Below are 13,174 nucleotides of genomic sequence, written 5' to 3' on the forward strand. Positions count from 1 at the left end.
AATTTATGCCTTTTACACTTGGTCAACGCTGGATCAGCGACACAGAAAGCGAACTTGGATTGGGTACTGTCGTTGCCATTGACGTACGCATGGTCACCTTACTGTTTCCCGCAACCGGTGAAAACCGCCTTTACGCCAGAAATGACTCGCCAATCACCCGAGTAATGTTCAATCCGGGCGATACCATCACCAACCACGAAGGCTGGCAGCTGAAAGTGGAAGAAGTGACTCAAGAAAATGGGTTGATTACCTATATTGGGACCCGTTTAGATACTGAGGAAACCGGCGTTTCAATGCGTGAAGTTTTGCTCGATAGCAAACTGACTTTTAGCAAACCACAGGATCGGTTATTTGCCGGCCAGATCGATCGTATGGATCGTTTTGCCCTGCGTTTTCGTGCCCGTAAGTATCAGAGCGAGCAATTCCGCCTGCCATGGAGCGGGCTGCGCGGTATCCGTGCCAGCTTAATCCCACACCAATTGCATATCGCTTATGAAGTGGGCCAGCGCCATGCGCCACGTGTATTGCTGGCCGATGAAGTGGGCTTGGGTAAAACCATCGAAGCCGGGATGATAATCCACCAGCAACTGCTGGCTGGCCGCGCCGAGCGCGTACTGATTGTGGTACCGGAAAGCCTGCAACATCAGTGGCTGGTCGAGATGCTGCGCCGCTTTAACCTGCGTTTCTCGCTGTTTGATGACAGCCGTTATTCCGAAGCGCTGCTGGATAGCACCAATCCGTTTGAAACCGAACAAATGGTGATTTGCTCACTGGATTTCGTGCGCCGTAATAAGCAGCGCTTAGAACAGTTGGCTGATGCAGCTTGGGATCTGTTGGTGGTGGATGAAGCGCACCATCTGGCCTGGAGCGAAGAGGCACCAAGCCGCGAATACCAAGTTATTGAACAGTTGGCTGAACATATTCCCGGTGTCTTACTGTTGACGGCAACCCCAGAGCAATTAGGGCAACAGAGCCACTTTGCCCGCTTGCGTTTGCTGGACCCAGATCGCTTCCACGATTACGAAGAGTTCGTCAATGAACAGCAGAAATATCGCCCAATTGCTGATGCCGTAACACTGCTGCTGGGTGGTGAACGTTTAGCGGATGATAAGCTGAACCTGCTGGGTGAACTTATTAATGAGCAGGATATTGAGCCGCTGCTGAAAGCCGCGAATAGCCAAAGTGACGATAGCGAAGCGGCGCGCCAAGAGCTAGTGACCATGCTAATGGACAGACACGGTACCAGCCGTATCTTGTTCCGCAACACCCGTAATGGCGTGAAGGGTTTCCCGCATCGCGTCTTGCACCAGATAAAGTTGCCATTGCCGACGCAGTATCAAACAGCGATTAAAGTGTCCGGGATTATGGGCGCGAAGAAGACGCTGGAAGCGCGTGCCAAAGATATGCTTTATCCTGAGCAAATCTACCAAGAATTTGAGGGTGAAAACGCTACTTGGTGGAACTTCGACCCTCGCGTTGAGTGGCTGCTTAACTATCTGGTTGCTAATCGCGGTGAGAAAGTACTGGTTATCTGTGCGCAAGCCGCCACTGCTTTACAGCTTGAGCAAGTGCTACGTGAGCGCGAAGCTATCCGTGCGGCAGTGTTCCATGAAGGTTTGTCGCTGATTGAACGTGACCGCGCTGCTGCCTATTTTGCCTCTGAAGAAGATGGCGCACAGGTGTTGCTGTGTTCAGAAATCGGCTCTGAAGGGCGCAATTTCCAGTTTGCTTGCCAATTGGTGATGTTCGATTTGCCATTTAACCCGGACTTGCTGGAACAGCGTATTGGCCGTCTGGACCGAATCGGTCAGAACCGCGAAATTCAGATCATGGTGCCATATCTGGAAAATACCGCGCAGGCCATATTGGTGCGTTGGTACCACGAAGGTTTGGATGCTTTCGAGCACACCTGCCCGACGGGCCGCACCATTTATGATAGTGGCTATCAAGAGCTAATTGGTTATCTGGCGACCCCGAATGAACAGGAAGGCTTGGATGAATTTATCCACACCTGCCGTCAGCAGCATGAAGGGCTGAAACTTCAATTGGAACAGGGTCGTGACCGCCTGCTGGAAATGCATTCCAATGGTGGCGAACATGGGCAAGAGTTGGCACAAATCATTGCTGACCAAGACAATGACGTTAACTTGGTCAGTTTTGCGCTCAATCTGTTCGATATTGTGGGTATCAATCAAGAAGATCGCAGCGACAATTTGATTGTGCTGACGCCTTCTGACCATATGCTGGTACCGGACTTCCCGGGCTTACCACAGGATGGCTGCACAGTGACATTCGATCGCGAACAAGCTTTATCGCGAGAAGATGCTCAGTTTGTCAGTTGGGAGCACCCCATCATCCGCAATGGTTTGGATCTGATCTTGTCCGGTGATACTGGCAGCTGCGCTGTTTCTCTGTTGAAAAACAAAGCATTGCCTGTTGGTACTCTACTGGCTGAATTGGTCTATGTGGTAGAAGCTCAAGCGCCGAAACATCTGCAATTGACCCGCTTCTTGCCACCAACACCCGTGCGGATGCTGATGGATCGTAATGGCACTAATCTGGCGGCACAGGTTGAATTTGAAACTTTCAATCGTCAACTTAATGCAGTCAATCGCCATACTTCCAGCAAATTGGTCAATGCGGTTCAGCAAGAAGTTCACACCATGCTGCAGCAAGCAGAGGCGCTGGTTGAAGAACAAGCGCGCGTCTTGATTGAGGCGGCCAAGCATGAAGCTGACGATAAGCTGAGTACCGAACTGGCGCGTCTGGAAGCCCTAAAAGCGGTTAACCCCAATATTCGCGATGACGAAATAGAAACATTGGAGCACAATCGCAAAATGGTGCTGGAAAACTTGAATCAGGCGGGCTGGCGTTTAGATGCTATTCGTCTGGTGGTGGTTACACACCAGTAATTCTCTAGTGTCAGAAAGAGCCGAAATTATTCGGCTCTTTTATCCATTTTGATAAACGCAGTAAAACCAATTTGCTTAGCCCAGGCTGGCAGCCAACACCGCTGCGGCGTGAAAGATGAAGAAAACAGTAAAACCCAATAGATTTCGCGTTGCAGCAAGGCGGCAACTGAGCGAGTCCCCTAGAGCTTAGTTCACTAAGTGACTGGGGTGAGTGAAGGCAGCCAACACCGCTGCGGCGTGAAAGATGAAGGGGATGGAGCTATGATGGAACCTTACAACCCCCCACGCGACCCCTGGCTACACATCCTCTATCAGGATGAGCACATCATGGTGGTTAATAAACCTAGCGGATTACTTTCCGTACCGGGTCGCGCACCAGAAAATAAAGACAGCGTAATGACCCGCGTCCAAGCTGATTTTCCCCATGCTGAATCTGTACATCGGTTGGATATGGCGACCAGTGGCGTGATTGTGGTGGCGTTGACTAAAGCGGCCGAACGCGAACTGAAACGCCAATTTCGTGAACGCGAACCTAAAAAGTCTTATGTTGCACGAGTCTGGGGCCATCTGACGCAAGATGAAGGTTTGATCGACCTGCCGTTAATCTGCGATTGGCCTAATCGGCCAAAACAGAAAGTCTGTTATGAGACCGGAAAATCTTCACAAACTGAATATTTGGTCCTTTCACGCGATACTGACGGCAGCACGCGCGTGAAATTATCCCCTATTACCGGGCGTTCACATCAATTGCGGGTTCATATGCTGGCAATCGGCCACCCCATTCTGGGCGATAGATTCTATGCGCACCCAGAGGCTAAAGCGATGGCATCCCGCTTACAGCTACATGCGCAGGAATTATGTATCACTCATCCAGAATTTGGTACGGCAATGCATTTTAAATGTGACGCGCCTTTTTAATATTTATTAATCATAATGAGTCACCGCATCCTAAATAAGGAGGCGACCTCATTATTTACAAATTAATGACAATAGAATAAATATGATAATTTAAGATTAAAAATAAAAAACAAGTTAAAAAATAATATCTCACTCATTATATACTAATGAAGGAATGTTATTATTCCGGTGGTAGAAACTTACTCAGAATATGCGGTTAATGCAGAAAAAATTAAAGGCGAAAAAATAAGAAGCCGCATCCACCGGTTTAATCAAGATGGTATCAATACATTGGCAGGGTATTCAGTTAGCATAAATACTCACGTTCTTTCCACCCAAAGAAAAGGGTAACTATCGTAGTGGAATCTCAGCCCCGGCGCGATAAAAAGAGATTCAGAGTCATCTTATTCATTTGATTTTAAAGCCATATAACTACCTAATGATTTGATTATATATCAAATAAGGGAGCTAGAGGGGAGCATGCGTAATTTGGGAGGAGACTGCCCTTCTGTTGCCTTACGTATAAAACATGATAGGACGTTAATATGCACATTCAACAGCGTTAATCAAAATACTTTACCCACTGAGTCTACTGGCAATACTGTCCAGTACGAGAATATATCGTTAAAGAAATTTGAGCTGGACAAATATTATAATATAAAAGATAAACATGATATGGCGCCACCCAGGCCACCCAGTATTAGCAGTTAGTCACGCCAGATACAGGCGTAATGGCACCTGCATTAATACTTTAAAACTGCTTCTAGCATTTAAATAAAGAGCGAAAGAGGCCAAATGACAGACATCTTTCGCTCAATGTTACTTAAATCCTTTCTCGCGCTTGATCAAGTCATACGCAGCTTGAATCTCTTGGGCCTTTTGCTTCGCCATTTCCATCATTTCAGGCGGCAAACCTTTTGCCACCAGTTTATCAGGATGGTGCTCTCCCATTAGCTTACGATAAGCACGCTTGATGATTACACTATCATCAGAGCTACTGACCCCAAGCACTTTGCAGGCATCCTCCAGTGTCGGGCCATTTGACGCTTGCTGGTAACCACCCTGAGAATATCCTCCCTGATGGCCCTGCCAACCGCCCTGTCCACCAAACTGGCGTCCACCTTCAATCATGCTCAGGAACTGATCAAACTGACCGCGTGAGATCCCCAGCTCTTCAGCAATCACATACAGCACCTGCCGCTCATTAGGATGTAAAGAGCCATCAGCAAATGCGGCCTGTAACTGAATTTCCAGAAACATCCGAATCAGATCAAAACGGCCAAAGCAGACACCGCGTAATTCTTGCAACCTTTCACGTAATGGGAATCCACTCTCTTTCCCTTCACGAAATGCTTGCTGTGCTGCTGTTCGGGCCTCGCCATGCAATTGCATTCTATCCATCAATTGGTTGGCAAGCTGAATATCAACCTCCGTCACCCGCCCTTTCGCCTTGGTCAAATGCCCCATGACCTGAAAAGTCGCTCGGAAAAAAATTAATTGTCGTGTTTGTTGATCGGCAAAAAAGCCGCGACGCTTTGTGCTGCGCGCCCTGTCAACCATATGGCCGACAAGCAACCCTAGTATTGCACCCCAGACTCCACCGGACAGAAAGCCCAGTACCAGACCGAGCAGTTTTCCCCAATACTGCATATACTCCTCAATTCATCATGCCGTCAGTCAAAATTTGCATTATCATACTCGGCATTCAGCTCAGCGCCTAACAGCGAGACGTGTAAGCGGCCGGATTTAACACTAGCGCAACTGTGATGAGTAATATAGTCTCAGACCGTTTGCCGGCATGATGCCCCCCGATGACGGAACACCAAAACCGCGTATGAAAAAAAGATTCCCAACACTGCTGGCCACATTGATATGGACGGCACTATATAGCCAGCACACGCTGGCCGACCTTGCTGAGCAATGCATGCTTGGCGTACCGACCTATGACCAACCACTGGTCACCGGCGATCCAAATCAGCTACCGGTTCGCATTAATGCGGATAAAACCGAGGCCAATTACCCGGATAACGCCCTATTTACTGGCAACGTCGTTGTCCAGCAAGGCAATAGCACCCTCACTGCCGATCAGGTCAAACTGACCCAAGTACAGAAATCGGGTGAAGCTATCCCGGTTCGTACCGTAACAGCTACCGGTGATGTTAATTACGACGATCCGCAAATCAAGCTGAAGGGGCCAACCGCCTGGTCGAACCTGAATACCAAAGACACTGATATGGATAAAGGCAAATATCAGATGGTCGGGCGTCAGGGGCGTGGCGATGCAGATTTAATGAAATTACGCGGTCAAAACCGCTATACTATTCTAGAAAATGGGACGTTTACCTCTTGCTTGCCGGGTGATAATAGCTGGAGTGTGGTGGGTACTGAAGTTATCCACGACCGTGAAGAGCAAGTGGCAGAAATCTGGAATGCCCGATTTAAAATTGGCAAAGTTCCAGTATTCTACAGCCCATACATGCAATTGCCGATCGGTGACAAACGCCGCTCTGGTTTCTTGATCCCTAATGCTAAATACACCAGTAATAACGGCTTTGAATTTATGTTGCCGTATTACTGGAACATTGCGCCTAACTTCGATGCCACCATTACCCCTCATTATATGGATCGTCGTGGTATGCAATGGCAAAATGAGTTCCGCTATTTGCTGGCGCCAGGCTCAGGCACCATGGCATTGGACTGGCTACCAAGTGACCGTCTCTACAAAGGGGTCGATGGTACAGAGCAAGATCCGACCCGCTGGCTGTTCTACTGGGGCCATTCAGGTGTGATGGATAAAGTTTGGCGCTTCAACGTCAACTATACCCGCGTCAGTGATCCGAACTATTTTACTGATTTAACATCACAGTACGGTTCAACCACTGATGGCTATGCCACACAAATCTTCAGTGTCGGTTATGCTGACCAGAACTGGGATGCCACTTTAGCATCCAAACAGTTCCAAGTATTTACAGATGCCGGTAACAGTAATGCTTACCGTGCCCAGCCACAGCTGGACATGAACTACTATAAAAATGATGTTGGCCCGTTTGATATGCATGTCTATGGCCAGGCTGCCAAATTCACCAGTGTTAATCCGGATAATCCGGAAGCCAGCCGTTTCCATGTTGAGCCATCGATCAGCCTGCCGTTAGCCAACGAATGGGGTAGCCTGAATACCGAAGCTAAGTTACTGGCAACACACTATCAACAGGATATTCCGCAAGGTTTTGCCAGCTACTATTCCAGTGCGAATAATGGCGAAGCTGCACCTAACTTGAAAGACTCGGTTAATCGAGTGATGCCGCAGTTTAAAGTGGATGGCAAAGTCGTATTTGATCGGCCAATGGATTGGGCAACAGGTTTCACCCAGACATTGGAGCCGCGCGCCCAGTATCTCTATGTTCCTTACCGGAATCAGGATGATATCTATATCTACGACACCACGCTGATGCAGTCGGACTACTCCGGCCTGTTCCGTGACCGTACCTATAGTGGCCTGGACCGCATCGCTTCCGCCAATCAAGTGTCTACTGGTTTAACTTCTCGCATATATGATGATGCGCTGGTTGAACGTTTTAACGTTTCAGTAGGTCAAATCTATTACTTTAGCCGTTCGCGTACCGGTAATAGTGAAACAATTGATAACAGTGATGATACTGGTAGCTTGGTTTGGGCAGGTGATACATTCTGGCGTATTAGTGATCAACTGGGCCTGAAAGGTGGCGCACAGTATGATACTCGTCTGGGGAGTTTAACCCTCGGCAATGCGGTAATGGAGTATAGAAAAGACTCAGAGCGTATGATTCAATTGAATTATCGCTACGCCAGCCCAGAATATATTCAGGCAGCAGTGCCAAACGTGAAAAGTCCTGGTTATCAACAGGGTATTTCTCAGGTGGGGACTACCGCCAGCTGGCCGATTGCTGACCGCTGGGCATTGGTCGGTGCTTATTACTACGATACCAAAGCGAATCAACCCGCCAGCCAGTTAGTTGGCGTACAATACAATACTTGTTGCTGGGCGATTAACTTGGGTTATGAACGGAAAATCACTGGTTGGAATTCGCAGAATGAAACCAGCAAATATGACAACAGAATTAGCTTTAACATCGAATTACGTGGTCTGAGTAGCGACCATAGCTTGGGTACCGCGCAAATGCTTGGTTCTGGTATCCTGCCTTATCAAAGTGCATTCTGATACTGTGTAACACACTGAATACAGTGAATTTTAACCCGCAAAAGCGGATTACATAAATGGAAAAGGTATGAAGAACTGGAGAACGCTTATTCTCGGATTGGTTGTCTGTGCCAATACCGCGTTCGCAGCACCACAAGAAGTTGATAAAGTTGCCGCTGTGGTTGATAACGGCGTAGTTCTGCAAAGTGATGTCGACGGCTTGTTACAGTCAGTGAAACTGAATGCACAGCAATCTGGGCAACAAGTTCCAGATGATGGGACACTGCGTCATCAAGTTCTTGAGCGCCTGATTATGGATAATATCCTATTGCAGATGGCCAAGAAGATGGGGATTACCGTCAGCGATGAAGCATTGGATAAAGCCATTGCAGATATCGCCGCGCAAAACCGCATGACGCCGGATCAGATGCGCAGCCGTCTGGCAGCTGATGGTCTGAATTACGACACTTACCGCGAGCAGATCCGCAAAGAGATGCTAACGTCAGAAGTGCGTAATAACGAAGTGCGCCGCCGGATAACTATCCTGCCGCAAGAAGTTGAGTCATTGGCTAAACAAATTGGTAGCCAAACTAGTGGTGATGCAGAGCTGAACCTCAGCCATATTCTGATCCCATTGCCTGAGAATCCATCCCAGCAGCAAGTTGATCAGGCTGAAGATCTGGCCAAAAAATTAGTGTCTGACATCAAAGGCGGCGCTGATTTTGGTAAGCTAGCGATCGCCAACTCCGCAGACTCTCAGGCGCTGAAAGGCGGCCAAATGGGTTGGGGGAAATTGCAGGAATTACCTTCTTTGTTTGCTGAAAAACTGCAATCGGCAAACAAAGGTGATGTGGTCGGCCCGATTCGTTCTGGTGTTGGCTTCCACATCCTGAAAGTCAATGATATCCGTGGTGCTGATAAAACAGTTTCAGTTACTGAGGTTCATGCACGCCACATTCTGTTGAAACCCTCGCCGGTGATGACTGACGAGCAAGCTCGCGCCAAGTTATTAGCGGCGGCGGCCGACATTAAAAGTGGGAAATCCAGCTTCGCGACTATTGCCAAAGAGATCTCTCAGGACCCAGGTTCTGCAATGCAAGGCGGTGACCTTGGTTGGGCATCGCCGGACATTTATGACCCAGCGTTCCGTGATGCAGTCATGAAACTGCAAAAAGGTGAAATCAGCGCACCGGTTCACTCTTCTTTCGGTTGGCACTTGATTCAGGTGATTGATACCCGTCAGGTAGATAAAACTGATGCAGCACAGAAAGATCGGGCGTACCGTATGCTCTTTAGCCGCAAGTTTGCTGAAGAAGCTCAAACTTGGATGCAAGAGCAGCGCGCTGCTGCTTATGTAAAAATTCTTGATGGTAGTAATGCACAGCCACAATAAGCGTATTGTCATTACCCCCGGCGAGCCTGCCGGGGTTGGGCCGGATCTCGTCGTCGCCTTGGCTCAACAGGATTGGCCTGTTGAGCTAGTGGTGTGTGCGGATCCGGCCTTACTACTTGCGCGTGCCAATCAACTTAATCTGCCCTTGCAATTGCGTGAGTATCAGCCAGATCAGCCACCATTAGCGCAACAGGCTGGCACGCTCACCATTTTACCCGTAAAAACAGCCACTGAGGTGACGCCAGGTAAGCTCGACGTTAATAACAGCCACTATGTTGTTGAGACTCTAGCCAAAGCCTGTGACGGTGCCATCAGCGGCGAATTTGCTGCATTGGTTACTGGCCCGGTACAAAAGAGCATTATCAATGATGCGGGTATCCCTTTCATTGGGCATACCGAATTCTTTGCTGACCGCAGCCTCTGCCCACGGGTAGTCATGATGTTAGCGACAGAAGAGCTGCGTGTTGCTCTGGCGACCACCCACTTGCCTTTACTGGCGGTGCCGGGGGCTATTACACAAGCCAGTCTGCATGAAGTGATCACCATTCTTGATAGTGACCTGAAAACCAAATTTGGTATTCGCCAACCACAGATTTATGTGTGTGGGCTTAATCCTCATGCGGGCGAAGGGGGTCATATGGGCCATGAAGAGATCGAGACTATTATTCCTGCGCTCGATGCACTGCGTCAGCAAGGGATAAACCTTATCGGACCTCTTCCAGCTGACACGCTGTTTCAGCCCAAATATCTGCAGCATGCAGATGCTGTTCTCGCGATGTATCATGATCAAGGGCTACCGGTGCTGAAGTACCAAGGGTTTGGTCGGGCAGTGAATATCACACTCGGTTTGCCTTTTATCCGCACATCTGTAGACCACGGTACCGCTTTAGAACTCGCCGCAACCGGTACTGCCGACGTTGGCAGTTTCATTACGGCATTAAACTTAGCCATTAAAATGATAAATAACAGCAATGAATAATAGAGTCCACCAAGGGCATTTTGCCCGCAAACGCTTTGGACAAAACTTTTTAAATGATCAGTTTGTCATCGACAGCATTGTCTCCGCGATCCACCCTGTCCCTGGTGAAGCGGTCGTTGAAATTGGCCCCGGTTTAGGTGCATTGACCGAGCCGGTCGCTGCTCGCATGGATCACATGACTGTCATTGAGTTGGACCGTGATTTGGCTGCTCGCTTAGCTAGCCATCCCCAACTAAAAGACAAGCTAACCATCCATCAAGAAGATGCGATGAAAGTCAATTTTTCTGAGTTGGCCGAGGTCGCAGGGCAACCATTACGGGTGTTTGGCAACTTGCCATACAATATCTCGACCCCGCTAATGTTCCATCTTTTCAGCTATACTGATGCGATACGTGATATGCATTTCATGTTGCAAAAAGAGGTGGTTAACCGCTTGGTAGCGGGGCCGAACAGTAAAGCTTATGGTCGCCTAACGGTCATGGCGCAATACTATTGCAACGTCATCCCGGTGCTGGAAGTGCCGCCAACCGCGTTTACCCCAGCCCCAAAAGTTGATTCAGCTGTAGTACGCCTGATTCCTCACGTACAAATGCCAAACCCGGTGGGTGATGTCCGTATGCTTAGCCGTATTACTACGCAAGCATTTAATCAACGCAGAAAAACAGTGCGCAACAGCTTGGGTGATTTATTCACTCCAGAGCAGTTAATCGAATTAGGTATTGACCCAATTCTGCGGGCAGAGAATATTTCGGTAGCGCAATACTGTAAGCTGGCTAACTGGCTTTCAGCTCAATCGACACCGCAAAAATAAGCAGGAGCACATTATGATTGAACAGCCCCGCGTTTGTGTACAGGTGCAAAGTATCTATATAGAAACCCAGTCGATACCCGACGAAGAGCGTTTCGTCTTTGCCTATACCGTGACGATTCGTAATTTAGGCCGTTCAAATGTGCAACTTATTGGTCGCTATTGGTTAATCACTAATAGCAATGGTCGACAGACTGAAGTTCAGGGCGAAGGGGTCATCGGTGAGCAGCCGTTGATCCTGCCAGGTAATGAGTTCCAATACACCAGTGGAGCTGTTTTAGAAACTCCACTGGGTACCATGGAAGGACATTATGAGATGGTTGATCACCTCGGTCAGGCCTTCCGTACTGCGATTCCGGTCTTCCGCTTAGCGATCCCAGCACTGATCCACTAACCCTGACCTCAATTATGTCTACTTATCTTATTGGCGATGTTCATGGCTGCCTTGATGAATTGCTGGCGCTATTGGCGCAGGTAAATTTCGATCCGCAGCAGGATACTTTGTGGCTGACCGGTGATTTAGTTGCCCGTGGCCCAGCTTCACTGGATGTTTTACGCTACGTTCGCTCACTGGGGCCAGCGGTGCGCATGGTTTTGGGTAACCATGACCTGCATTTACTGGCAGTTTATGCCGGTATCAGCCGCAATAAACCCAAAGACCGCATTACTCCGCTGCTGGAAGCACCTGATGCCGATGAGTTGATTAATTGGTTACGTCGCCAACCCGTCTTGCAGGTTGATGATGAGCTAAAATTGATCATGGCCCACGCTGGCATCACTCCGCAGTGGGATATCGAAACCGCCCAGATGTGCGCCCGTGAAGTCGAAGCCGTCTTAAGCAGTGACAGCTATCCGCTCTTTCTTGATGCAATGTACGGTGATATGCCGAACAACTGGTCGCCAGAACTGACTGGGCTGGCACGTTTGCGCTTTAGTACCAACGCATTGACGCGTATGCGTTTTTGCTTCCCTAACGGGCAGTTGGATATGATCTGTAAAGACACGCCAGAGAATGCCCCAGCGCCACTTAAACCCTGGTTTGACTTGCCACGGCTGGTGAGCCCTGAGTATTCAATTATTTTTGGCCACTGGGCATCACTGGAAGGTAAAGGAGTCCCTGAGGGGATTTATGGGCTGGATACTGGCTGCTGCTGGGGAGGGGATTTAACCCTACTCCGCTGGGAAGATAAACGCTATTTTACCCAACATGCATTCAGCGTTGAAGCCACCCTAAGTCAGGTTGATGGCCCTACTGATACATCAGAAGAACCGCCGAATTACTTGTAATAATATTAAAATAAAGGCGCCCACTCATCAGCGCCTTTATTTTATCTCTATAAATCTAAGATATTATTATTTGCTTAACTGATGGCCACCAAACACTATTTTGCTGAGGCTACTTTAGGTAAAATAACCGGAATATCTGATGTTATTGCCGCAATGGCGAGGTCTGACATCCGATTAAATGAGCAATTTTGTGCTTTATCTGCTCGGCAAGTATAGCTAATATAAGGTGCAGTTTCTTCATTCTTAATCCAGGCTGGTTTATCCACTATAGAGATATATAGCCCATTATTGACCAGCGATTTATTATCTCTTAGTTTCATTTGTAGGATACCAGCGTCAAGCTGATAACTGCATTGTACTAATGCCCCCAGAGCGCGGTCATTTGTCCCATACGGATAGTAAAACGCCTCAAGAAAACGGACCGTATCCCCTTTATTTTCAGCGCCTTGTGAAGAACCATGCCAACGTTCATTGTCTGATATATAAGTGCTCATTACCCGACTAATTTCATTCGACTCAGGGCATGCGGTTATTTCAATTGCCGAAGCCAAGGGTGATATTAAAAATAAAACAAAGGTGGCGATATATTTTACATTTCCCATTCTACACTCCATAGATAATATAATTTAAAGTTGAATAAATATATTTTCAAGTGTGACGATCAGAGCGTAACATTAGGATGGAAAGCCAAAAACCTTAAACAATAATGGTTTAATACCAT

The 13,174-nt window shown here is 48.2% G+C and carries 10 protein-coding genes; 8 read left to right on the forward strand and 2 right to left on the reverse strand.

All coding sequences use genetic code 11. The features are described 5' to 3' along the window. Positions 1 to 5 precede the first annotated feature (5 nt). Entirely contained in the window at positions 6 to 2,912 is a 2,907-nt protein-coding gene (gene rapA, locus FTA96_RS20495) for an RNA polymerase-associated protein RapA (protein WP_050106580.1), read from the forward strand. A 264-nt stretch (positions 2,913 to 3,176) separates the two neighbouring features. Beyond that, entirely contained in the window at positions 3,177 to 3,830 is a 654-nt protein-coding gene (gene rluA / locus FTA96_RS20500; protein WP_072077418.1) for a bifunctional tRNA pseudouridine(32) synthase/23S rRNA pseudouridine(746) synthase RluA, read from the forward strand. A 798-nt stretch (positions 3,831 to 4,628) separates the two neighbouring features. Here rluA and djlA read toward each other — a convergent pair. Further along, positions 4,629 to 5,459: a co-chaperone DjlA gene (gene djlA, locus FTA96_RS20505; protein ID WP_050106581.1), complete on the reverse strand. Its 831-nt coding sequence runs from the start codon at positions 5,457 to 5,459 to the stop codon at positions 4,629 to 4,631. Between the two features lie 184 nt (positions 5,460 to 5,643). Here djlA and lptD point away from each other — a divergent pair, with 184 nt between their 5' ends. The 6 genes from lptD (at position 5,644) to apaH (ending at position 12,453) form a co-directional block, all read left to right on the forward strand. After that, on the forward strand, positions 5,644 to 8,007 hold the full coding sequence (gene lptD / locus FTA96_RS20510) for an LPS assembly protein LptD (protein WP_050121591.1): 2,364 nt from the start codon (positions 5,644 to 5,646) through the stop codon (positions 8,005 to 8,007). 67 nt (positions 8,008 to 8,074) lie between these two features. Further along, positions 8,075 to 9,379 (forward strand): peptidylprolyl isomerase SurA, encoded by a 1,305-nt coding sequence (gene surA / locus FTA96_RS20515; protein WP_050121593.1) that lies wholly within the window; start codon positions 8,075 to 8,077, stop codon positions 9,377 to 9,379. Continuing rightward, complete coding sequence (gene pdxA / locus FTA96_RS20520; RefSeq protein WP_050121594.1) at positions 9,363 to 10,358, forward strand: 4-hydroxythreonine-4-phosphate dehydrogenase PdxA; 996 nt, start codon at positions 9,363 to 9,365, stop codon at positions 10,356 to 10,358. The genes surA and pdxA overlap by 17 nt, the downstream gene beginning before the upstream one ends. Next, positions 10,351 to 11,169, forward strand: a complete 819-nt coding sequence (gene rsmA / locus FTA96_RS20525; RefSeq protein WP_145574769.1) for a 16S rRNA (adenine(1518)-N(6)/adenine(1519)-N(6))-dimethyltransferase RsmA — start codon at positions 10,351 to 10,353, stop codon at positions 11,167 to 11,169. The genes pdxA and rsmA overlap by 8 nt, the downstream gene beginning before the upstream one ends. Before the next feature lie 13 nt (positions 11,170 to 11,182). After that, positions 11,183 to 11,560 carry a Co2+/Mg2+ efflux protein ApaG gene (gene apaG / locus FTA96_RS20530; protein ID WP_050121595.1) on the forward strand — a complete coding sequence of 126 codons (378 nt, stop codon included), beginning with the start codon at positions 11,183 to 11,185 and terminating at the stop codon, positions 11,558 to 11,560. Positions 11,561 to 11,574: 14 nt separating this feature from the next. Continuing rightward, positions 11,575 to 12,453, forward strand: a complete 879-nt coding sequence (apaH, locus tag FTA96_RS20535) for a bis(5'-nucleosyl)-tetraphosphatase (symmetrical) ApaH (protein ID WP_050121596.1) — start codon at positions 11,575 to 11,577, stop codon at positions 12,451 to 12,453. 95 nt (positions 12,454 to 12,548) lie between these two features. On the opposite strand, the gene FTA96_RS20540 is transcribed toward apaH, so the two are convergent. Then, positions 12,549 to 13,055: a DUF3757 domain-containing protein gene (locus FTA96_RS20540; protein WP_186372911.1), complete on the reverse strand. Its 507-nt coding sequence runs from the start codon at positions 13,053 to 13,055 to the stop codon at positions 12,549 to 12,551. Positions 13,056 to 13,174: the final 119 nt, after the last annotated feature.

Source organism: Yersinia alsatica, assembly GCF_902170305.1.
Classification (GTDB): domain Bacteria; phylum Pseudomonadota; class Gammaproteobacteria; order Enterobacterales; family Enterobacteriaceae; genus Yersinia; species Yersinia alsatica.